General features: G+C 50.1%; 16 protein-coding genes. 7 read left to right on the plus strand and 9 right to left on the minus strand.

Annotation, left to right across the window (positions count from 1 at the left end):
• Nucleotides 1–139: 139 nt before the first annotated feature.
• Complete coding sequence (locus JJD41_RS22455) at nucleotides 140–868, plus strand: hypothetical protein (protein WP_234489064.1); 729 nt, start codon at nucleotides 140–142, stop codon at nucleotides 866–868.
• A 108-nt stretch (nucleotides 869–976) separates the two neighbouring features.
• Here JJD41_RS22455 and JJD41_RS22460 read toward each other — a convergent pair whose 3' ends face one another.
• The 4 genes from JJD41_RS22460 to JJD41_RS22475 all read right to left on the minus strand — a co-directional run bounded on the left by JJD41_RS22460 (nucleotide 977) and on the right by JJD41_RS22475 (nucleotide 7107).
• On the minus strand, nucleotides 977–2254 hold the full coding sequence (locus JJD41_RS22460) for a serpin family protein (protein ID WP_200669750.1): 1278 nt from the start codon (nucleotides 2252–2254) through the stop codon (nucleotides 977–979).
• A 152-nt stretch (nucleotides 2255–2406) separates the two neighbouring features.
• Nucleotides 2407–3246 carry a metallophosphoesterase gene (locus tag JJD41_RS22465; RefSeq protein WP_200669751.1) on the minus strand — a complete coding sequence of 280 codons (840 nt, stop codon included), beginning with the start codon at nucleotides 3244–3246 and terminating at the stop codon, nucleotides 2407–2409.
• Nucleotides 3247–3383: 137 nt separating this feature from the next.
• Complete coding sequence (gene ftsZ / locus JJD41_RS22470) at nucleotides 3384–4508, minus strand: cell division protein FtsZ (protein ID WP_200669752.1); 1125 nt, start codon at nucleotides 4506–4508, stop codon at nucleotides 3384–3386.
• Nucleotides 4509–4569: 61 nt separating this feature from the next.
• Nucleotides 4570–7107, minus strand: a complete 2538-nt coding sequence (locus JJD41_RS22475) for a sigma 54-interacting transcriptional regulator (RefSeq protein WP_200669759.1) — start codon at nucleotides 7105–7107, stop codon at nucleotides 4570–4572.
• Between the two features lie 369 nt (nucleotides 7108–7476).
• Between JJD41_RS22475 and JJD41_RS22480 the strand changes: the two genes are divergently transcribed.
• Complete coding sequence (locus JJD41_RS22480) at nucleotides 7477–8520, plus strand: acyltransferase family protein (protein ID WP_200669761.1); 1044 nt, start codon at nucleotides 7477–7479, stop codon at nucleotides 8518–8520.
• Between the two features lie 173 nt (nucleotides 8521–8693).
• Here JJD41_RS22480 and JJD41_RS22485 read toward each other — a convergent pair whose 3' ends face one another.
• Entirely contained in the window at nucleotides 8694–9041 is a 348-nt protein-coding gene (locus JJD41_RS22485; protein WP_200669763.1) for a hypothetical protein, read from the minus strand.
• A gap of 161 nt (nucleotides 9042–9202) precedes the next feature.
• On the opposite strand from JJD41_RS22485, the gene JJD41_RS22490 reads away from it, so the two are divergent.
• On the plus strand, nucleotides 9203–10795 hold the full coding sequence (locus tag JJD41_RS22490) for an Hsp70 family protein (RefSeq protein ID WP_200669765.1): 1593 nt from the start codon (nucleotides 9203–9205) through the stop codon (nucleotides 10793–10795).
• A 77-nt stretch (nucleotides 10796–10872) separates the two neighbouring features.
• On the opposite strand, the gene JJD41_RS22495 is transcribed toward JJD41_RS22490, so the two are convergent.
• Both JJD41_RS22495 and JJD41_RS22500 read right to left on the minus strand, forming a co-directional pair.
• Nucleotides 10873–11394: a L,D-transpeptidase gene (locus tag JJD41_RS22495; RefSeq protein WP_200669767.1), complete on the minus strand. Its 522-nt coding sequence runs from the start codon at nucleotides 11392–11394 to the stop codon at nucleotides 10873–10875.
• Nucleotides 11395–11550: 156 nt separating this feature from the next.
• The gene (locus JJD41_RS22500; protein WP_200669769.1) at nucleotides 11551–12204 is read right to left on the minus strand and encodes a bifunctional 4-hydroxy-2-oxoglutarate aldolase/2-dehydro-3-deoxy-phosphogluconate aldolase; all 654 of its coding nucleotides are present in this window, start codon (nucleotides 12202–12204) and stop codon (nucleotides 11551–11553) included.
• A gap of 148 nt (nucleotides 12205–12352) precedes the next feature.
• Here JJD41_RS22500 and JJD41_RS22505 point away from each other — a divergent pair, with 148 nt between their 5' ends.
• Both JJD41_RS22505 and JJD41_RS22510 read left to right on the plus strand, forming a co-directional pair.
• Complete coding sequence (locus JJD41_RS22505; RefSeq protein WP_200669771.1) at nucleotides 12353–14533, plus strand: serine/threonine-protein kinase; 2181 nt, start codon at nucleotides 12353–12355, stop codon at nucleotides 14531–14533.
• Nucleotides 14534–15000: 467 nt separating this feature from the next.
• Nucleotides 15001–15495, plus strand: coding sequence for a DUF4168 domain-containing protein (locus tag JJD41_RS22510; protein ID WP_200669772.1), 495 nt, complete (start codon nucleotides 15001–15003; stop codon nucleotides 15493–15495).
• Between the two features lie 127 nt (nucleotides 15496–15622).
• Here JJD41_RS22510 and JJD41_RS22515 read toward each other — a convergent pair whose 3' ends face one another.
• Nucleotides 15623–16561 carry an NAD-dependent epimerase/dehydratase family protein gene (locus JJD41_RS22515; RefSeq protein WP_200669773.1) on the minus strand — a complete coding sequence of 313 codons (939 nt, stop codon included), beginning with the start codon at nucleotides 16559–16561 and terminating at the stop codon, nucleotides 15623–15625.
• An 80-nt stretch (nucleotides 16562–16641) separates the two neighbouring features.
• Entirely contained in the window at nucleotides 16642–16860 is a 219-nt protein-coding gene (locus tag JJD41_RS22520) for a hypothetical protein (protein WP_200669774.1), read from the minus strand.
• Here JJD41_RS22520 and JJD41_RS22525 point away from each other — a divergent pair, their 5' ends adjacent.
• Both JJD41_RS22525 and JJD41_RS22530 read left to right on the plus strand, forming a co-directional pair.
• On the plus strand, nucleotides 16861–17037 hold the full coding sequence (locus JJD41_RS22525; RefSeq protein WP_200669775.1) for a hypothetical protein: 177 nt from the start codon (nucleotides 16861–16863) through the stop codon (nucleotides 17035–17037). It abuts the gene before it with no gap.
• A gap of 196 nt (nucleotides 17038–17233) precedes the next feature.
• On the plus strand, nucleotides 17234–22891 hold the full coding sequence (locus tag JJD41_RS22530; RefSeq protein ID WP_200669776.1) for a S8 family serine peptidase: 5658 nt from the start codon (nucleotides 17234–17236) through the stop codon (nucleotides 22889–22891).
• Nucleotides 22892–22969 lie beyond the last annotated feature (78 nt).

Consider the following 22969-nt stretch of genomic DNA (forward strand, 5'->3'; position numbering starts at 1 on the left):
AGATTCTCAAACTGTCCGGGATTCGTCCACGTTTCGGCGATCGATCGCGACAATAGAGAATGAGTGGGACCGAGCGATCGAGATAAACCCTTACATTTCAACATTACGTTTCAACATATTGTTAGCAGTCAGAGGACCAATGATGAATTTCCACCCTCTATTTCGTTCCACCAAACTCTCGCGCCCCTCGTCCCGGGCGATCGCCCTGATGGCCCTTACCGGACTGTTAGCCACCACGAGTCTCAGTTGCGGTTCCCCTCCCGCCGATGTCGAAAACGCCGCCAGTCCCACCCCCAGCGAAACCCAGACCCCACCGCCGCCACCACCACCGCCGGACAGTCCCGCACCCCCCGCCACCCCGGAAGTTCGCGAAACGCCCCCCACCCGCGCCAACCCCGCAACTCCGGTGACACCGCCCACCCAACCCCCGGGAACCCCACCCCCGTTAGAAGGGAGAGGCACCCCACCCCCCGACGATCGCTATACCCCACCCCCCGACGAACGGCGGCGCGTCAGTTCCGTGTTCCCCCGCAGCAACGAAGCGGGAGACTATGCGAGCAAATCGGACCATACTTATTGGAAAGTCGTCGATCCCGACCCCAACGGCTTAAATTGCCGCATGAGTGAGGCTTCGATCGATGAAGTGTGGAGTGCGATGGGCGGCCCGATAGATATCGGGAATTGGCCCGTGGTCGGAACCTTACAAACCAATCAAGAATTTGAAGCCGAACTCAGTCCCGGCGGTTTTGTGATTACTTTCGATCCCCAAGGTAAACCCTGGATTTATGTAGAAAGTTCCGAAGGAAATGGCACTTCCAATTGTTTTGTCCGCGCCAATACCCAATATGTGGAGCCGATTAGAAAATAGAATTCGACCCTCGATCGGTAGGGCGGGCATCTTGTCCGCCCTTAACCGATCGCACCGTCTTACTTTCTCGCTCTAATTATCTAAAATCCTAACCTCTCAACTCTAAGCTCAACTTGGATCGACAATCGATCCCATAAACAAAATCATCCCGGTTTGATTGTCTCGAATGACACAAAAGAAGGGGCGGTCTACAGTCATTTCAAACGGATTCATAGGGGCGCTGGCGGTAGTAACGCCTACCGAAGTCGTGGCGGCGGCTTCGGTTCCTTCTTCGTTGACTTCTACAAAGGTTTTATGTTGGACGCGATCGATATAAGCTTTTTCAAGATCGGCGAGGTTGGAAAAGTCGGCCCGATCGCGATCGAAAGCAATTTCCATCCCCAATGCTTTTAAGATATCGTTGAGAGCGAGGTCGTATTCTAATTTAAACCGAGGCAATTTGACAGTTCCCGGGCGCGATCGCAGTTCGGCGATCCATTCTTTCCACTCTTCTACGGTCAAACTTTCGTAAAACTGAGTTAAACTCACCTCTTTTTTCGGGAGAAACACGTACATACTAAAGCGACCTTTTCCGTAGGGGAGATTCACTGCTTGAAACTGTTCCGTTTCTAAATAGCGATAGTCCCCGCTTTGGGCCATTAAAGGAAGTTGTTTTTTCTCGTTATTGAGTAAAGTAAATGGCGCTTGGGTTGTCTCTTCTTCCGGAAAAGGTTCGCTCCATTCCCCTTTAAAATAAAGTGCGTTGACCAGTAAAATTAAAGTCTCCGGATCGAGACGTCCTACAATACTGTCAATTTTGCCATTGGTTTGCGTTTTTACCCAGTTGTTAATTTGGCGGGTAACGGCGGTATTGCTAAAGTTAACTCGCTCGATTTTGGCTTGGTACGATTCGCCGACTCTTTGCACAAAATCGGGTAAAAATTGCAAGTTCTGATTGAGCCATAGAGAATTAGCGATGTTGAGGGTGACGCGATCGTCGGCATTTTCTAAAGAACTCTGAAAATTGAGATTTTCTTGGTTAACTCTTTCTAAATCCATCTCGCCGAACCCGAGGGTATTGGCGATCGCCGTTTGGGTGTCGCCACTGGCTCCGTTGTAGGTCATCGAAAGGGCGAGAAAAATACTGGAAGGAGAAATAAAAATATTGCGCTCTTTTTGCCCTTCGTAAATTTGAGAAAAGAGCTTCAAAGAAAAATTGAGATGGGCGTTGACGAACTCGGTATGTACTCGTTTGGGGGTACTGGTTGGCCGAGGATTGGGGGAACCTTGAGAAGGGATGGGAGTGGAATCCGTGGGAGTAGGGCTGCAGGCGGTCAATCCCAACAAACTCAAGCTAAAAAACAGAAAAAGAATTGCTTTGAGCGATCGCAAAAAGTAGGAATTCATTTTACCGTGTGAGGAGTCAAAAACGCGATTTATTGAGGAAGCAATAGGATTAATTTATCGGATTTACATTTAATTTTGCAAGTCATTTTGCAACTGGTTCGACGAACTGTGTTATCCGAAGGGGGCGATCGCCACGAACCGGGATCGAGATCCTATTCGGACACTCCAGATTCCAAAACAATTGCGGTGACTTCTGGGGGACAAAAGAAGCGACCGGGAAAATACGTCCCCAATCCCCGATTGACATAAAGAGCATTGGTACCAACTTGGTAAAATCCCTCACACCAATGCCAGTGATTGTAAACTTTGTAACAATCTTGCATCCACGGCAACCAGGGCCGCAAAAGTTGAGGAACCCAAGAACGAATCGCTTTAAGTTTGGTGGGAATCGGTCCGACAATCGGTAAAACAATTTGTCCGCCGTGAGTATGACCGGACAGTTGCAAATCGACGCGCCACTTTCGCAAAATCTCCGCCGTCGCCGGATTGTGAGATAAAACGATCCGGGGAGTCTTGGGGGCGATCGGCATTAAAACTGGGGCGGGTTTGAACTCTCCCGAGTACAGATCGGCCATTCCGACCAGGGCCAGTCCGTTGCCGAAGGGATAGGCCACTTCATTCCACAACACGCGGATTCCGGCGTGGGTGAGGGCTTGGATGATTTTAACTTGAGTTTCCGGGGGTTTGATGTCGTGGTTCCCCAAGACGGCGTAAATCCCGGCGCGATGTTTTAAGGTCTTGAGGCGATCGACTAACTGACGAATTGGGGCGGGATCTTGAGTGACGTAGTCTCCGGTGAGAACGACGAGATCGGGATCTTCGAGGTTACTCGTGGCGATCGCCTCTTGCAGCAGTTGTTCCGACAGTCCCCAACCTTCATAGTGAAAGTCCGATAACTGGACAATTTTAATCCCGTGCAGGTGTTCGGGCAAGTCGGCGATCGCCACCGTGGTCTTTTCCAAGCGCAACGGCCCGGTCAATACCCTATGCATAATGAAAAATAGAACAAGACAGAGGGCAGATTCCAGGATAACAAAGTTGAGGGGAGAGAGAAGGGAGAAGACCCGATCGATCTCGAATCCCCAATCTCGAATCCCCAATCTCGAATCCCCAATCTCGAATCTACAATCTAAAATCCCTCACGCGATCGCCGTTGCTGGCGGAAATTCGGTAAATCCAAACCGTCCGGGGTCGGGGTGGGGGTTGGTGGTGGCGGCGGCGCTTGCAAGGTCGGTTTGAGGGGTTGGCGGACGGGTGGGGTGCGGTTCGGCGGCGCGGTCGCGACTGGAGGACGAACGGGATTGGCAGATTGAGGTCGTCCGGCTTCAAATCCGGTAGCAATCACGGTAATTCTCACTTCGTCGTCGAGGCGATCGTCTACCACCGTACCGAAAATAATATTGGCATCGCGATCGACCACTTCGTAAATCGCTTCGGCGGCGGCGTGGACTTCGTGCAAAGTCAAATCGTTGCCTCCGGTGATGTTGAGGACGACCCCTCGGGCGCCGGAAATGGAGGCATCGAGTAAGGGAGAACTGGTGGCGTTGAGGACGGCATCGGTGGCGCGGGACTGACCGAAACCGACGCCGATCCCGAGACGGGCGGATCCGGCGTTCGCCATGACCGATCGCACGTCGGCGAAGTCTACGTTAACGATACCGGGAATGGTAATAATATCGGAAACCCCTTGAATCCCTTGGATTAAAATATCGTCGGCGACGCCGAAAGCTTCTTGCATCGGGGTATCCGGGGAAATGAGGGAGAGGATTTTATCGTTGGCGATCGCGATCGGGGTATCGACCCGACTTTGCAAGACTTCGATCCCTTGTTGGGCAATTCCGGCGCGCCGTTTGCCTTCAAAGGTAAAGGGACGGGTGACCACGGCGACGGTCAGGGCCCCCATCGATTTCGCGACTTCGGCGACGACCGGGGCGGCCCCGGTTCCGGTTCCGCCTCCCATGGCGGCGGTGACGAACACCAGATCGCTATCTTTTAAGGCGTCGGCAATTTTTTCGCGATCGCGATCCGCCGCTTTATAGCCGAGTTCGGCATTGCCCCCGGTTCCCAAGCCTTGGGTGAGGCGATCGCCGATTTGAATACATCGGTCGGCGCGTACTTGCGACAGGGCTTGTACGTCGGTATTGACGGCGATAAATTCGACTCCGGACAGATTGCGGGCGATCGCGCGGTTGATGGCATTACACGCCCCGCCGCCGACCCCGATCGCCTTGATATTGACAACTCGATTCCGCACGATTGGCTAACTCCTACGAGATCTCCCAAGAGATTGCATTGGGCATCTTATCGTTTTACGGCTACCTGACGATAATTGACCACAAGGCGATCGCCAAAATCCCGGACGCTAGATGTTGGGGAAGCAGCGATCGCCACGGCTGGCGCGCGATTTTCTGGGTCAATACCACCGTCAACACCCACCCCGCGACGATCGTGGTTCCCTGCAAAAATTCCACTACTGCCGGATGGGCCACCCAGATCGGCCAACCTTCTCCACTCAAGCCAAAGGTCGCCAGGGTCACCGGAACGATCCGTCCGGCTTCGGTCAGACCCAAGCGCAGGTAATGGGCTAAATTCCCGGCTAACACCAGGGGTAAATAGCCATAAGCCCATTCGAGAAAGCGCTTCGGCTCGATCGAGGAATTGAAGGCGACGATCGCCCCGTGGGCGGCGATCGGGACCAAGACCGGGATCGCCAGCACCGCCACCGACCAGCCCAAATGCGGCCCGAATTGAGTCAAATCCAGACTTAAACCCAACTCGACCCCGATCTCCGGCAAGCGGTGCAGAAAGACCCCGCCGAGCAGTAGCATGATTAATGCCACTTCATGCGATCGCGGCACGTGGGTGGTCCACAACTCGATCCCCGGCGGACGTAAATTCAACTCGACCGATCGATGCGGGCAAGCTTTTAAACAGGTCATGCACAAGACGCAATCGCGATTATCTTCCAACTGGGCCGGATGGGAATATAAAGGACAGCCGTCAGTTTCCAATCCTTCTCCCTTTTGTGGACCGCCTTTATAACATTGATACGTAGTGCATTCCGCCGAACAAGTTCCCTGCTGCGCCCTCAATTCCGTCATAGACAGTTTGGCAAACATGCCGTTCATGCCGCCGATCGGACAGAGATAGCGACACCAAAAACGGCGCTCGAAAATGGCGGAGAAGATCGTCGCCCCGGCAGTAATTAATAAGAGCAAACACGCGGAAAGATAGGCGGTATTTTCTAAATTCCAGAGTTCCTCCCAGAGGAAAATTAATAGAAATAAACCGAATAGAAACCAACCGCCCCAGCGATCGGCGACTTGTCGCGGCCACGGTTTGAGCGATCGCGGCCACAACCATAACGATAACTTTTGGGTCACTTCTCCGTAAATCATGAACGGACAGACCGCACACCACAAGCGTCCGACAAAGGGAAATAGGAGTAAAATAAGCGGCCACCACCACGCCCAAAATAGATTTAAAGCAAAGTTTTGGTCTCGGGTTTGCGGTCCGAATAACAAAATAGCGACGACGATCGCGAAAAAGGTCAGGGTAAAGCCGTAATTAATGCGATCGGGCCACCAGGGACTGCGTAAAAAGTGGCGCAAGCCGGGATAAGCATTGAGTAAATTAAACCGAAATTGCTTTTTCTTACTTTGTGACGGCCAGACAATTTCTTCCGTGAGTTCTTCCGTTTCCCCCGCTTGGACTAAGGCCCGTTCCACCAAACTTTGTAACTCGCGGATGTTTTGCGGATAGTCGTAGGCTTGCAGGCGCCGCAAGGCTTCCGGAGTCAGGCGCGGTTTGGTGATGCCTTTGGCGCGACAGTACAAACTGATATAGTAATCGACTTGGGCGCCGAGGTCGGCTTTTCTGACCCGCAGGGGCGGAATTTTGATGCGGTGAGTGACTTGGTGTTCGATTTCGGGGATATGTTGTTCGCCGATAAAAATTAGTTTGGCGTTGCAGACTCGGGGGGTTTCGGTCGGTTCGCCGGAACGAGTGACGGGGACGTAAGTGCCACTTTCTAGCAGGCGGACGATTTGAGGTTGTAGTTCTTCGGGCAGTTCTTCGATATTGTTGAAAATTAAGGTGCCTTCGTCCAACCATTCGATCAGTCCCGGTTTGCCTCCCGCCCGTCCGAACAGTTCGGCGCCACTGGTTTGCAGGAGGCCGCAGTTGAGTTTGACGATCGGTTGGCGGCGGTTGGGAGAACCGTAGTGAATGAGGGCGGCGGTGTTGTCTTTTTCGAGTCCCGGTTCGCCGAAAATGAACACGGCGCCGCGATCGTCTCCCGCGTCGCGGATCTGCGATCGCAGGCGGACGGCGTAGCGGCTTTTACCGACGATCCCGCGTTTGGCTTTGGGAACGAGATAGGGTCGCAAAGCTTCCATGCGATCGCGTTCGTAGGTGAAGGCGTCGGCGAGACTGTCGAGTTGATCCGCGAGTTGGCGGGAAAGGGTTTGGTTAATTTCGGGATAGCGATCGGCCAGTTGTCGAAACTCGTCGGCGGGTACGAACCAGAGTCGAACGTCGGTGAGGGCGGTAACTGTGGTGGGACAGGGGCGATCGAGTAAGAGTTCGGCGAGGTAGAGGGTGGTTCCCGGCAGCAAGGAGGCGGGCGATCGCCCCGCCGTCGCGGCGGTGTTGGGTTGGTGTAGGGAACTGCCCAAACGACCGTTTTGGAGGATGTAGAGTCCGTCTGGGGGGCGACCTTCGGTAGCGAGTTCGCTGTCCGCCGCCAGTTCCCGAGGTTGAACGAGTTCGGCGATCGCGGTTAACACTCGTTCGGATAAAATAGCTAGGCTCGTTCGTTCCTGCAACCAGGTGACGACAGTAGATGAACTCATTGGCGGCGATCTCCCCTGAGATTGGCGTTACTTGCGACTATAGCGCTTCTCTTTCCAGGGGTTCAAGGCGATCGGCCTGGGGTCTGCTATCGTATTGGCAATTATCCGCGATTGAGGACGCCGCGATCGGAGTCAGCATGATGTTTTCTCACCCATCTTTTCCCCAAGCTCTTTGGGTTCCTCTGGCCTTATTGGGATTAATTGTATTGGCGGCGATCTTTTTTATTCAAATTTCGGGTAAAAATTAGGGCGATCGCCCTACGGGGTAGCCTCTTCCTCTCTATTTTTAAGTGAATAAATTTATCAGTTCGACATCAGCAAATCGTGAAAGTTTCCGAATCTTCCTCAAAACCGACCCGAGACCTTCGCTTGGATCTCCTCAAAAGTATTGCTATTTCTTTCGTTCTTTTTCTGCATTTTCAGCCGATTCTGTTTTCTCAATCTACCCAATTAAACCGTCCAATACCTTGGATGGTTTCCCGAATCGTTTGGGTGTTTTCAAATCAATTAACAATGGGAGCCGTTCCCTTATTTATTATTGTTTCTTTGTTTTTGGGCTATCGCAAAATCACTGAAAATATCGATTATTTGAAAAAACGGGCGATCCGCTTGCTTAAGCTGTTTGGTTTTTGGGCGATCGTGCAAACTGGGATTTATCTTATCGTTGTGGTGGCGATCGCCTCTCAAAACCTCAATACTCAGATTCCTGCATGGAATCAACTGACAGTTTTGTGGTTGGGAGGTCCGAGTTTACCGTTGGTCGGTGATTCAGTTTTATATTTTTTAATGGTTTTGATCGTTCTGAGTGGTTTGCTGTGGTCGTACGAAAATTATATGCCTGACGCCCTTAAAACCCCACTTTCCATTGCTTTAGTAATTTTATTTGTCATTTATTTTCAAACTTCAAAACTGCTGGATTATCAGATTCCCTATTGGCGATTGGATAATTTTTTGATTTACATTCTAATTGTTTATCTTCTAATTCATAAAACCGAAAAAATCGTTCGACTCAAATATTTATTCCTGTTTTTATATATAGCAATTTCTCTGCAAGACCTCATCTTAATGAAGCAAGGAAATACCCTCAATATTTACGGTCGTTCTTCAATGGTTTGGATGGCCTTAACTTTATTTGGATTTGTTTATTCTTTGAAGTTGCAAAATCTACCCGATATCGTTCGTTTCTTGTCGAAATACTCCCTCGGTATTTTTGCAACACATAAATATTGGCAGCTTGCCTTTTGGTCGGGAGCCAATTATCTGCACGCCGAATATGACGTCACCAAATTTATTCCCCTCTTCAATGGAAACTTTAACCTTTTGCGTTTAGTTTATACAAGTTTGGCCGTTATTTTTACCTGTTTGGGCGTGCGCTTGCTTGCCGAAACACCTCTGAAAAAATTTGTTGGTTAACGCCACCTGGTGACCATGGTGCTTGTTAAAACTGTAGGGGCCTTGCCACCCCTACAAATTAAGAATCTACTTAGTCGTAAAAGACGGTTTATAAAAGAAACATTCAAAGCCCGGCTTGAGAGGAAGCCATCGCCGGACTATCACCTGTAGGGGTTTGGTAACCCAACCCCTACTTATTCTTCTTCGGTTTCTATCCACCATGAAGAAAGATCGGGATTTTCAGGTCCATTCACCGTAATGACGACTAATCGATCGCCGTCACCATTGACAAAATAACCGCGACAATAGCCGACTCCCGTTCCCGAACAATTTTCAATTTCTTGATACTCTCGCGATCCGTTTAAGGGATTGGACGGTCGGAGATCCGGGGCTTGCCAACCCTCCTCTAAAATCAATTCTCTCGCTTCAGAGTAGGGCATCCCCTCGCTCAATTCACTCGGGATTTCCTGGGCGATCGCCGTGAATGGAAAAAAAGCCATATTCACCGCAATTGCCATCGTCGATAAAAATTTGTAACCCATCGTCATTTCTTCCCAATTACTACGATCGCCGTTGCTTCAATTTGTTTATAGCACGACCGTCAAACCGTCATTCTCGCCCGTCTGCTCGCCCGCCTGTATTGGCTTAATGCCACCAATCCGATAAGCTAAATGAAGCTTAATCCCCTGTATCAGTTGGCTCCATGTCCATCGCGATCGATTTTGGAACGAGTAACACCGTTATCGCCCGGTGGAATCCGGCGACCGAACAAGCCGAACTGGTCAAATTACCCGGTTTGACCTGGCAAGTCGGGCAAAATCCTCCCCTGATTCCCAGCTTAGTTTACGTCGAAGACGCCAGCCGCGATCGCCTCGTCATCGGTCAGGCCGTCCGCGACAAAGGACTCGATCTCAAAACCGATCCGCGCTTTTTCCGCAGTTTCAAACGGGGGATCGGAACCGACATTCAAGGCTTTTTACCGGAACTCGACGGTCAAACCATGACCTTTGAACGAGTGGGACGCGGTTTCTTGACTCAACTGCTACAGGGGATTCGCGACGTTCCCCTCTCCGTCGATTCCCTCGTGGTTACCGTTCCCGTCGATAGTTTTGAAGCCTATCGCCACTGGTTGGGCGGCGTCTGCCAACATTTGAAGGTGGAACAAGTGCGGATGTTGGACGAACCGACCGCCGCCGCCTTGGGATACGGACTCGCCGAACGGGAACTGTTGTTAGTGGTGGACTTCGGCGGTGGAACGTTAGATTTATCTCTGGTTCGCCTCGACGGAACTGCCGGGAATCGTCCCTTGGGGTTTATCCTCAAGTGGGGCGAAAAAATGTTCGCGGAAAGTTCGGGACAGAAGGCAAAAACGGCGCGGGTTTTAGCGAAAGCGGGCAAAAATTTGGGCGGTAGCGATCTGGATAACTGGTTGGTGGATTATTTCGCCGCGACTCAAGGGGTCGAGAAAACGCCCCTGACCACTCGGTTGGCGGAACGGCTGAAAATCTCGCTGTCGCTGCAAAAACAGGCAAAAGAGGTTTATTTTAACGACGAAACTTTAGAAAGTTACGAACTGGCGCTCGATCGCGACGGCTTCGAGCAAATCCTCGCCGAACACGACTTTTTCGCCAGTTTGGATGAGGCGATGACTCAAGTCCTGCAACAAGCCCGCCGTCAGGGGGTGGAAGTGGACGATATCGATGGGGTGCTGTTGGTCGGCGGAACGGCGCAAATTCCGGCGGTCCAACGCTGGATCGGGGAATATTTCGACGAGTCAAAAGTCCGACGCGATCGCCCGTTCGAGGCGATCGCCACCGGGGCCCTCCAGTTAAATCGCGGGGTGGAAGTCCAAGATTTCCTCTACCACAGTTACGGAATCCGCTATTGGAACCACCGCAACAAGCGCCACGATTGGCATCCCCTGATTAAATCCGGTCAGGCGTATCCGATGGCGGATCCGGTGGAACTGGTTCTCGGGGCCTCGGTAGACAATCAGCCGAGTATTGAGTTGATTATCGGCGAATTGGGGGCGCAAACCGGGGGAACTGAGGTCTATTTCGACGGCGATCGCCTGGTAACGCGCTCTCTCGCGTCGGGAACCCAAAGCGTCCAACCGCTCAACGATCGCGACGGCGCCCGCAGTATCGCCCAACTCACCCCGCCGGGAAACCCGGGGAGCGATCGCGTCAAGGTCTTTTTCCGCGTAGACCGCGATCGCTTTTTACGCATCACGGTGGAAGATTTGCTCACCAATGAAACCCTGGTGGGCGATCGGCCTGTGGTGCAGTTGAGTTAGGGGATTTTAGATTCTAGATCTTGGATCTTGGATAGAGTGATTTCTGCCTCTTGCCTACTCCTTACTCCCTACTCCCCTCAATAATGTACGACCACGGGGGTCCCGACATCGGCCCAATCAAACAACCATTCGGCGTGATTGACGGCGACGTTGGTGCAACCGTGACTGACGGGGGTACCAAAATTGTTATGCCAGTATGCACCATGTATAGCATAGCCACGATAATAGTACATCGTGAAAGGAACATCTGGCACGTCGTAACCGGGGCCTTGCATCCGTGCGATTTCGTGCTTGGTTTGGATGGCAAACAGACCCGTTGGCGTCGGGGTCGTCTCTTTCCCCGTGGAAATGACGACGGCGTAAACCTCTTGGGGACCTTCCCAAGCGATCAATCGTTGTCGGGTCAGATCGATTTGAATCCAACGCTGGTTAGATTGTTGTAATTCGAGTAGGTTGTAAGCGAGGGTGTCGGCGTCGGGGTAGAGCGTCTGCGCTGGGGCGGGGAAGGACGCCATCCCTAGAGTGGCGATCGCGATCGCGAGTCCTGCACCTGTGGTAGCAGTGCGACGCCAGGGAAACGAATCGAGAAAACCCTTCATTGTCAAACACCTCCTGTGGACTTTTGCGTTTTGATGGACGTGGCGATCGGTAGGTTCCGATACGGGGCTACCCCATGACGGTCGTCCCCCGATATTTGTTGATTCTAATCAATGACTACTCAACAACTACAAGGGAAGAGAGTTAAATTTCAGCCGTCAGGGGGCGATCGCGGCGCGGGTATGGGAGATCGCGGCGATCAACTCGGCGACCCGATCGCCGATCGCGGTCCAATCGCGACGATCTAGGGCGGCTTTGGGAAATAAATCCCCTGCCAAACCGACGGCGATCGCCCCGGAGGCTAAAAATTCTGGGGTATTCGCCAAGGTGACCCCTCCGGTGGGAATCAGGGGAATTTGACCGAGGGGGCCTTGCAAACTTTTGATATAACTCGGACCGCCGACGGCAGAAATCGGGAACACTTTGACCGCCGTCGCCCCCGCTTGCCACGCGGTGACAATTTCCGTGGGAGACAGCGCCCCGGGGACGATCGGCACTTCGGCGGCGATCGCCCGGGCGATTAAATCCGGATTGACATGAGGAGAAAAGAGAAATTGAGCACCTGCGGCGATCGCCCGTTCTACGTCGTCCACGGTCATTAAGGTTCCGGTCCCGATCGTACAGTCGGGCAGTTCGGCGCGCAACTGGGCAATTAAATCGGCGGGGCGATCGCTATTCCAGGTAATCTCGATCGCGCGCATCCCCCCGGAAGCGACGGCGTGGGCGAGTTGTCGTCCTACTTCTAATTCCGGCGCGCGAATCACCGCGATGCATGATTGTTGTTGCAATTGCGTCAGCCAAGATCGAGACATGGAATTTGAGATTTGAAGTTTTGGATGTTCGAGAAAGAGCAAATTTCATGCGATGGGGGGAAGCACGATCGCAGTCCTTGCGTTTACTATATAACTCGGAGAGGGGCGATCGCCGCCTTCTTTTCCCAGAGCCATTTCGTAGCGCTCTATGAGCCACTGCATTAACCCCAACTGTCCGAAACCGACCGATCCGCTCAACGCTTACAACCGTATTTGTCGTCAGTGCGGTTCTCAACTGCTCGTGCAAGGGCGCTATCAAGTCGTCAAACTCCTCGGCGTCGGCGGCTTTGGCAAAACTTACGAAGCCCTCGAAAAAGGAACCCCCAAAGTCCTCAAAGTCCTCGTCGAAAGCAATCCCAAAGCGATCGCCCTCTTTCAACAAGAAGCCGCCGTCTTACAACGCCTCAAGCATCCCGGCATTCCCCGGGTCGATCCTTGGGGATATTTTACCTATTTTGCCAACAACAGCCGCACCCCCATTCACTGCCTGGTCATGGAAAAAATTGACGGGCAGAACCTCGAAGAATGGTTGCACGGTCGCGGTAACATCCCGATTACGGAAAACCAGGCGATCGATTGGTTATTCCAACTGGCGGAAATTTTACACCAAGTCCACGCCCAGCAATATTTTCACCGGGATCTCAAACCCAGTAATATCATGTTGCGGGCGGCGATCGTGCGCGGCAGTCGCACCACGGAACAACTGGCGTTAATTGACTTCGGTTCGGCTCGCGCCGTCAGTACCACCTACCTCGCGAAAATGGCGATCGGTCAGAAAGGGACGGTCATCGCCTCGAAGGGATACGCGCCGCCGGAACAAGAAAACGGTAAAACCATGCCCCAGTCCGATTTCTACGCTTTGGGGCGCACCTTCGTTCACCTGCTCACCGGACGCCATCCCCTCGATTTTTATGACCCCCACACCGATCGCCTCGAATGGCGGGTCGCCGCTCCCCACATCAGCCGGGAAATGGCGGACTTTATCGATTATTTGATGGCCCGGTTGCCCGGTCAGCGCCCGCCGAATACGGAAGTGTTGCTGCAACAACTCGAAGACCTCAAACGCGCCAACTGCCACCGAAAACCGATCCCGATGGGGTTGAGTCCCGCCGGAGGGCGACGGCGGAAGTCCCCGTCTGTACCGGGGTTGAGAAAGATCGCCAGCCCGTTGATGGCGGCGAGCGCGATCGCGGCGATCGCCGGAGTGGGCTTGAGTGAGGTCAAAATCTATCGCTATGTGGTCGATCGCCTCCACGAGTACCAACAAGCCGCCGTCGAACAGGTCGGGCGCCTCGGGGCCGATGCGGGATCGACGTTGGAGGTTACCCCGGTCAAAGCGGCGATCGATCGTCCTCAAGAGGGGGCGATCGCCGCCTTAGCCACCACCGACACGCCCGAGGAAGTAACAGAAGATATCACGTTGTCCAACACTCTCACCGGACACGCTCAAGACGTGCGATCGCTCGCCATCAGTCCCGACGGCCAACTCTTAGCCAGTGGGAGTTTCGACGGCACGATCAAAATTTGGAACCTGCAAACCGGACAGCCGATCCGTACTTTAACCTCGCCGAACCCCGGACAAATCGTTTCCTCCGTCGCCATCAGTCCCGACGGTCGCACCCTCGTCAGCAGCAGTAACAGCTATGGTGGCACCATCCAAATTTGGGACCTGTCCACGGGTCAGTTACTCGCCAGCTTGTCTCCCGGCAGTTCCGGCGCCTTCGTCGTCGCCATCAGTCCCGACGGTACCTTACTGGCGAGCGGAAGTGAGAAAGGGAGTGTCAAATTATGGGATTTGGCCAGTGGCAGTTTACTACAAACCCTCACCGGACACGTCGGTACCGTCTATTCGGTCGCTTTTTCTCCCGACGGGACGACCCTCGCCAGTGGCAGCGAGGACGGTTCGATCAAACTTTGGCAGTTAGAAAACACCCCGTCGGGGGGACTGAATGCGTCGATTTGGCGGCATCTGTCCGGACATGTCGGTAAAGTGTTTTCAGTGGCTTTTTCTCCCGACGGCAAACACCTCGCTAGTGGCGGCGCCGATAAAACGGTGAAACTGTGGAATTTAGAAACGGGAAAGCAAACGGGAACCTTACTCAGTCATGCGGGAATTGTGTTTTCGGTGGCTTTTTCTCCCGACGGCGAAACTTTGGCGAGTGGAAGTTTTACGGGTCGGATTAATTTGTGGGATGTCGATACCGGACAGCGTTGGGAAACTCCCGAAGCGCATTCCCGTTGGGTGGAAACCGTAGCGTTCAGTCCCGACGGTCATACGTTGGCGAGTGGTAGTGGCGATCGCACCATTAAAATTTGGGGGGTTCGTTAAAGGGCGATCGGTTCAAACTTTTACCGAATTTTACCGATGAAATTGGAAAAGAAAGCTTACAGCAATTCGTGCTGTCATGAGGTACAAGAGGCAAAGATCCCCCCAACCCCCCTTAAAAAGGGAGGCAGTGAAAGTCCCCCTTATTAAGGGGAATTTAGGGGGATCGAAATGTACCATAGAACACCCCCCTTAAAAAGGGAGGCAGTGAAAGTCCCCCTTATTAAGGGGAATTTAGGGGGATCGAAATGTACCGCCCAACAGCGAAAACTGCTGTATCTAAAATTAAAACTGAAAAATCTACAATCTTTTTTACCTTGACACTTCCTTATCAAAACGATTAGGCTAGATGAGTTCGGATAACAAAAATTTTCCTTAAAAAAAATACGGTTTTTTGACAGTTGTTCGAGCTAACGTGCATTGCCAGGCGTCTTTGCATGTTTATAAAGCAAACCTTAAGGAGTTTTTCCGTGTTCAAATATCTGTTAACCGCAGCTTCCGCGATCGCCTTCTCGTTTGTGGGAGCGATGGGTCTTCCGGCGCAGGCGCAACCCCCAACTCTCATGGCGCAAGCGGGAATCTCTAATGCGGCTTCGATTAGTTCCCAAGAGTTAGAGCAGTTCGCCACGGCGATCGAACAGTTGTTAGTTCTCGAACAAACGGCCCAGCAACGCATTGCCTCGGCGATCGAAAATCAAGGCTTCAGCCGGGAACGCTTCGGTCAAATTTATAAAGCTCAGACAGATTCCACGGTAACACCGGATCCGGCCATTTCTGCCGACGAACAACAGCGTTTTGAGCGCGTCGTCGAAACGGCGATAGAGATTCAGGAGGAAGTGCAGCAGCAAAAACAACAAGCGGTTCAAAATCAAGGCTTAGATCTCGATCGCTTTAATGAAATCCTGACCGCCGTGCAAGAAGACGAAGCGCTACAGCAACAAGTCGAGCAAATGTTGCAGCAGTAAGGGGTTCGTTGGGTTCGCTAAAACGGTCGGATTTGAATCGATCGCTAGAAAAAGGGGGAGAGAGAATTCTCCCTCTTTTTCTATGAAGAGGGTTTTTGGCGGTCATGACGATCGCCAGGGAAATCGCCTAACGAACTGCCTTGAGAATTTCATCGTCTAGGGAGAAATCGACCTCGGCGCGATCGCTTCCCGAGGCTAAATAATCGTTAGTAAACGAGTCTTTTAAACCGGAAATTAAATCGTATTCCGGTTGCCAATTGAGTTCGGATTTAGCTTTGTGAATGTCGGCGAAGAAGTGCTGGACGCGCAAGGGGAAGGCTTTGCGTTTGCCGAAGTCAAATTGTTTGGGATCGTAGTGGACTAAATCGAGGGTATCCGGGGATTTTCCGGCGGCGATCGCGCAAGCGCGGGCCAAACCGTCAAAGGTGACGAAGCGATCGCCGGAAACGTTATAAATTTGCCCGATCGCCTCAGAATTGCCGAGAATAGCTGCCATCGCTCGCGCTAAATCTTTGACGTGACCGAGTTGGGTGATATGCGCCCCATTTCCCGGAATCGGAATCGGGCGATCGCGCACGATGCGATCGAAAAACCAGGCTTCGAGGGGGTTGTAATTTTGTGGCCCGTAAATATAGGTGGGACGAATCGCACTGAAGGGTAAACCGCGTTCTTTGAGATAGGTTTCCGTTTCAAATTTGCCTTTGTGACGGCTTTTCGGATCGACTTCGTCACCTTCTACGTGAGGCATTCGATCGGATTTGAGATAGACCCCGGCGGAACTCATGTAAATAAAATGCTTGAGTTTGCCTGCAAATAAATCGGCTAGGGGTTGGGTATCGCTACATTCGCGCCCGTTGTTGTCAAAAATAGCATCAAAACTTTCATCGGCCAGTTTTTCTTTGATTTGTGCCGCATCTTTGCGATCGCCGTGAATTTGCCGGATCCCTTCCACGGGAGCGGGTTTATTTCCTCGGTTGAATAAGACAACTTCGTGACCGTTTTCAACCAGGATTTTTGTCAGATAAACTCCGATAAAACGGGTGCCACCCATAATTAAAATTCGCATATTTTTGAGCTCCTTCGGTTGCTTTTTCACCCTATAGTTTACCGGAAAAGCTAACCGACAGATCCTTCCCGGTCTGCGAATCAGACCCCTCGCGTGGACTGGATGGCGATTTGATGCTCGCTTGTTTCGATAAGAGATCTGAGATGTTCGGCGCGATCGAAAACGTGACGACAACCCGCCTGTGGCGATCGCTGGATTGTCGGTTTTCCTTGAAATTGGCAACCCGTTGAGGGAGAAAGTGCATAATCGGCGATCGCCTCTCCCAATAAAAGGATCGATGGCTCATTTGGTGAGGTCAAATGGGAAACTTCGAGCGCGCGCGATCGGCGCCCCACCAATATGTTACAGACCACTCGATCCAATCGGACAATCTCGAACTTGAGCCTCGACCCCAGGGCGATCGCACCTGGCGCCGGGTTACTTATGCCCTCAACGGAGAGAACAACCGATCTGAAAACTTCAAATATATCGGCTAATTTTTAAAGTTTCTGTAAAGTTTTCATTGGTGAGAAAATAACGAGCGATGACAAGACTTAAGATTAACATATATATAAAACTGCCATATTGTTACCACTTACGGGCTTGTTCAGACTCTGTATTATGCAGACTACAACAACAACGTTTTAAACCCGCAATATCCGGGATCGAATTCAAGCTGATGGGGGGATAGTTATGTCAGGAATTGATGATACTTTTATTTCTACAAACTCCGAATATTCGGGTTATTTCGGTTTAACCGGGTCTACAAAAACTTATTCATTAATCGTTGGCGAACAAGACGATTGGTATCTATCTTTCAGTCATTTGGGAGGCGCGATCGGTGCGGTTTTAGAGAATAGCGCCGGACAAGTTATCCGATCGCAAGAATTAGGCGGTACTGAAGGTTTAAACTCTCTTGATTTAAACAACTTATTGCCGGGAACCTATTCCCTCAAGATAACTTCTTTAGAATCTTCAATAGACTATACTTTTGGGGTAGACAACTTAACGGGATTGGAGACATATTCAGGCTATTTCGTCACTGAAGATGGAACCGTCAATCTCGATATTGCTTACGGCGATAAAAACATTTTTGAAAGTGGCTGGTATAGTCGGCAAGGAATGGAAGATTTTGCCGAAAATTCAATCACTTACTATCGAGAAGCCGCACGGCGGATCTTAAGTAATTCTTTATTGGGGGGACAACTTACTGTTTCTGATTTAGAAGATTTATCCGCCAGTACCGGGGTATTTTCTTGGGAAGAGAGTTTAACTCAGTCCCTAGAAGAGATTAATACTCGAATCTCCCAGACTTTGACCATGCAGCCGGGAGATGGGTTTGGCTTGATGCTTCTCCCGAAAGGAACGATCCAAGAGTTTTTTGAGAATCCTAATTTAAATGGCACTCACCGACCAGTTTTGTCGATCGCTCCCGATATCGGCAATGGTTTATATATTCGCCAACAAGACACCGACGATGGGATTATTTTAACCATTGAAGGGGAAGGCGGGAAACAGGATAAAGACAATAATAATAATGATAGTTTTATTTATATTGAAAAAAAGCTGTCCGAGGCGATCGCCGCTCCAGAAACGGCCACGGAGGAACCGCAAAACCCTCCAGTTAACGAAACTACCAATCCATCAAATACATCAGTAGAAGAACCGATCGATTCTCAAATTGAGGAAGCTACCAATGCAGAAAATGAAATTAATAATATCCCAGTAGCAGCAGCTTTCGATTTTCCAGAAGATGAAGTCACTAATTCCCCAGAGGAAGCTCTCGATCTTCCAGAAAACGAACAGAACGATTCACCTGAAAATAATGACATTGCGATCGCACAAGAACCGGAAGAATTAAAACCGAGAAATAATAATATTCCGCCAAAAGATCTCGACTTGACGATCTCCGGGGGTGAGTCCGGTCAATCAAAAATGCTGGCTGGAACTGTGCGCGATCGCAACGGCTTTGAAGATCTCGATCGCATCGACTTCTTCTTACAAACGGCAGGTCAAAATTGGAGGCAGATCTCGTCTGTAACCGAGTTTGAAGCCAACGATTCCGACACGACCGCCGCCAGCTTTAGCTACGAGTGGGACGAAGAGCTACCGCCAGGAACGTATCGCGTGAAAGCGCGCGCCTACGATCGCGCCGGGAAAACCAGCCAAGTTGTCATCGAATCCTTCACCGTCCCTGACAACCCATCCGAACCCGTCCCCGTCGAACCCGTCCCCGTCGAACCGACAATCCCGGAAACCCCAGGAAAGCAACCACCGATCGTTACTCCGCCTCAGACCCCAGCACTTCCTGGAGAACCTCCGAATTCATCTCCGGTAAATCTACGCTTCGATGTTTTCCCCTTGTATACCAACGGCGAAATCCTCAGTTTTTCTGGGGGGAAAGTCGAAGATGCCGACGGCGCCACCGACCTCGATCGCATTAAATTTGAACTGGTCAACGGTAACGGTGAAATTATTGATGCAGGAGAGGTCACGGAATTTGCGATCGACGTTAATGGAGTAATAACCTTTGACTTCAGTTACGATTTGAGCGACTTAGCGCCGGGAAGCTACGAACTGCGCGCCATCGCCTACGATCTCGAAGGACTCGAAAGTAACGTCGCCAGCGATCGCTTTTCTCTAATTAGCGATCCCGTCAGCTTTCAACTCTCCGACGAATTCAAACTCGACGCCGCCGCCGCCGCCGATTTAAACCGTTATAGTGCAGAAGAATTAGCAAAAACAGACAAGTGGGTCGTTTGGGTCACCCCAGGACAGTCCGCCGAACAATTAGCCGCCTCACTTCAAGCTGTGAATTTAGGTGAAACCGGACAACTTCCCAATACTTATATTTTCAAATTTGAATCCGGTCCACAACCTCAGACTTCGCCAGAATATATCAGCAATCTCCTCGCCGAAACTGATGGCATTGAATTTGCTTACCCCGAGGTTCCCGTTCCTCTGAAATTGATGCATGTCCCAGAGGATTATCTTTTTGAAGATACACAATGGCCGTTTCAAACGAACTTTGAATCCGGGATCGACTCCAATGTATCAGCCGCTTGGGATCTGATTAACCCGAGGACAGGTGAACCCGTGCGAGGTAAGGGTATTGTCATCGGGATTGTCGATGATGGACTCGAATATACCCATTTAGAATTACCCCAAGAACGATATTATCCTGAATTGAGTTGGGATTTTAGCGATAACGACAGCGATCCCTTGCCTTACTCAGAAACAACCTTTGAATTCGATCTTTCTAAAGAAACACCAACGGTAGATGGCATCGAAGGAATTGAATATCAATTTCCGGTTAACCTAACTGGAGAGATTACCGATTTAAGCGTTGCGTTTGAGATGTCGCAAAAAGGAAAAGGAGGAAAAGGAGGAAAAGGAGGAAATAATTTACCCAATTTACAAGATTTTGATTTCATTTTACACAGTCCGGCCAGACCCGATATCGATCCCTTTGACTGGCGCAGTTTTGCCGGGTATTGGTGGAGTTTTCCTGGATGGCACGATTTCCAATTCTCCCAACGCGCTAAACTCGATCTTGACGGAGATGCAGATCGGATAGAACTCAATTTAGATCAGTTTGAGAGTAATTATCCCGCAGGAATGTGGAAATTACAAATTAAACCGAAAACACCGTTCAAAAATGAAGGAGAAATGCAGCAGGCGCAACGGCAGTTCGAGCAATTGATTCAGGAATGGTCGTTAAAAATTGAAACAGCTAATCCTCACGGCACCTCAGTTGCTGGGATTGCGTTACCTGAAGAAAACGGTGAGGGGTTAGTTGGTGTGTCTCCAAAAGCTGGATTTGCTGGCTTGCGATTAATCGGGAATACCGATGCGGTCAACCCGACTTATGATTCTGAGGGATGGTTGATTGCTAGTGCTTTATTCGATGGAACTTCTGCTTCCACAGAAGAAAATCGTAACCATGGAATTGATATTTTCAATAATAGTTGGGGACCGCAGTACATGCGGGAAATCCCCTTAGCCTTAAGCGCGATCGAAAGAGGCTCTCAAGAAGGTCGTGACGGACTCGGCAATATTTATGTATTTTCTGCGGGCAATGATGGAGCTAATATTGGCAATATTAACTACAACAACTTAGCTAATTCTCGTGGAGCGATCGCCGTCGGTGCTATTACCCGCGATTATCATTACGCACCTTACAGTACGGGAGGTGCATCAATATTCATCTCAGCCTTTTCTGACAATGCCAGTGAAGACTATCAAATCCCAACTACAACCGTTGAATCGGAATTTGTTGGTGACTTTGGAGGCACTTCCGCCGCCGCACCTTTTGTCTCTGGAATCATTGCCTTAATGCTAGAAATGAATCCTGATTTAACCACACGAGACGTCCAACATATTCTCGCTAAAACTGCATATAAAAACGATCCCGAACATCCCGACTGGCAAGAAAATGGCGGTGGATATCATGTCAATCCGCACTACGGATTTGGTGCCGTCGATCCCGTCGCCGCCGTCACCGCCGCCAAAGACTGGACGCCAGTCGCAGAAGAGGTTCGCGTAAGCGCAGAAAATAAAATCAAAAATGTCTTTAAAGACATTCTCGACAGCCAAGGAACGAGCGATTCTATTAAGATTACTGAAGATATCAGCGTCGAACATGCCGAGGTTTTGCTCAATCTCGCTCATGGTGATTGGAAAGATTTAAAAATCGTTCTCAAGTCTCCCGATGGGACAGAATCGCATTTAATGAAATCGATTGGGGACGATCCTTATGGCATTGGTGAAACCTATGAAGTTCATCCCAAATCGAATTATTGGACGATGACTTCCGTTCGTCATTGGGGAGAATCGTCACAAGGAGATTGGACGTTAGAAATTTATGACGAGAACGACAATCAAATTGAAGGTGAGTTAATTTCTTGGCAGCTAAATCTTTACGGGACTAAACCCACTGTAAATATTACCGCGACTCAACCCAATGCGTCGGAAAGTGGCACTCCAGGTGAATTTACGGTCACTCGTACTGGCAATTCTAAAAATGCCTTGACCGTCAATTATCAAATTGCAGGGACGGCGACTAATGGAGACGACTATCAACCCCTCACGGGAACCGTAGTGATTCCGGCGGGAGAAACTTCGACCACGATTGATATTAATGCGATTAAAGATTCAGCAGTAGAAGAAGATGAAACAATCGAACTCACTCTTAGTGAAGAGAGTACATACGTTCTGGGCAATCAAAATAATGCAGTTGTTACGATTGAAGATAGTCTACCACTTATTACCTTAGAAATAACTGATGCTTTAGCTAATGAAAATGGCAATGCAGGACAGTTTATTGTCATACTCAACCGAGAGCCCTTAAGTACGCCAATTACAGTTAATTACTCTATCGGTGGTGATGCAACTCCTGAGATTGATTATAAAGAATTGTCTGGAAGTGTAACCATTGAGGCAGGACAAAACATATCAACTGTTGGTGTTATACCCAAACGAGATTATGAGTTAGAAGATGATGAAACCATCACTATTCAACTAGTTGAAGGTGACTACGAAATTGGCACTGGAGGTAGCCATTCTATAGTTTTGAGTGACCAACATCCAATTAATACGATTTCTAATGAAGCAATTGGTCGAGATGTCCACAGATTTGTTGAGTGGGAAAGTCGTTGGCAAAATGGTGAAAGTTTAGAGGATCTCCGCCCTGAAATCATTGAAGCGGCTGGGGACGATCGAGGTAACAAGGAGATTGAAACAGCAATCGCTCAGATTTTTGAGGATGTTTTGGGGCGTGATGTTGAAGTAGATGAGCTAGATTACTGGCGTTCTCGTTTGGAAGCAGGTGCAACTTTGGCTCAGGTACGTCAGGAAATTAATACTATTATTGACGAGTCAATAGAACTGATTGATACAACTCAACCAATTTACACGAATCCCAACACAGGCAATCGGTACGTTGTAAGTAGTGCTGATAGTTGGTTGGGGGCTCAGGAACAGGCTAAAGCTCTCGGGGGGAATTTAGTAATCATTAATGATGCTGATGAACAAAATTGGCTGCTTGAGACTTTTGGTAAAGAAATAAAATATTGGCTGGGATTAACAGACAGTGAAATTTATGGTACACAAGAGGGAAGTTTTAAATGGGTTGATGGTAGCCCTATAAGCTATTTAAATTGGCATCCTTCAGAACCAAATAATAAATCACCTGAGACAGGAGGCGAGGATTTTGTTCATATGAATCATAATATTGAAAACTTCCCCAATGAAGGAGTCTGGAATGATTCACCTAATCATTACGAGATAGCAGGGAATGGGGAATTACATGACATTTCTCGTTTAGGATTAATTGAAATAAAGGCAGAATAATGTTGATATCTTTAAAATCACTACTAACTAATTTTTCATTAGGTTGCTAACATAAGAAATGGTATCTACAATTAAGTT

Origin of the sequence: Oxynema mangrovii CENA135 (genome assembly GCF_016632315.1) — a bacterium.
Lineage (GTDB): Bacteria > Cyanobacteriota > Cyanobacteriia > Cyanobacteriales > Laspinemataceae > Oxynema > Oxynema aestuarii.

Coding starts and splice junctions, on each gene's coding strand:
- JJD41_RS22455 (WP_234489064.1), top strand. CDS start 140: ATGATGAATTTCCACCCTCTATTTCGTTCCACCAAACTCTCGCGCCCC.
- JJD41_RS22460 (WP_200669750.1), bottom strand. CDS start 2,254: ATGAATTCCTACTTTTTGCGATCGCTCAAAGCAATTCTTTTTCTGTTT.
- JJD41_RS22465 (WP_200669751.1), bottom strand. CDS start 3,246: ATGCATAGGGTATTGACCGGGCCGTTGCGCTTGGAAAAGACCACGGTG.
- JJD41_RS22475 (WP_200669759.1), bottom strand. CDS start 7,107: ATGAGTTCATCTACTGTCGTCACCTGGTTGCAGGAACGAACGAGCCTA.
- JJD41_RS22485 (WP_200669763.1), bottom strand. CDS start 9,041: ATGGGTTACAAATTTTTATCGACGATGGCAATTGCGGTGAATATGGCT.
- JJD41_RS22490 (WP_200669765.1), top strand. CDS start 9,203: ATGTCCATCGCGATCGATTTTGGAACGAGTAACACCGTTATCGCCCGG.
- JJD41_RS22495 (WP_200669767.1), bottom strand. CDS start 11,394: ATGAAGGGTTTTCTCGATTCGTTTCCCTGGCGTCGCACTGCTACCACA.
- JJD41_RS22500 (WP_200669769.1), bottom strand. CDS start 12,204: ATGTCTCGATCTTGGCTGACGCAATTGCAACAACAATCATGCATCGCG.
- JJD41_RS22505 (WP_200669771.1), top strand. CDS start 12,353: ATGAGCCACTGCATTAACCCCAACTGTCCGAAACCGACCGATCCGCTC.
- JJD41_RS22515 (WP_200669773.1), bottom strand. CDS start 16,561: ATGCGAATTTTAATTATGGGTGGCACCCGTTTTATCGGAGTTTATCTG.
- JJD41_RS22525 (WP_200669775.1), top strand. CDS start 16,861: ATGGGAAACTTCGAGCGCGCGCGATCGGCGCCCCACCAATATGTTACA.
- JJD41_RS22530 (WP_200669776.1), top strand. CDS start 17,234: ATGTCAGGAATTGATGATACTTTTATTTCTACAAACTCCGAATATTCG.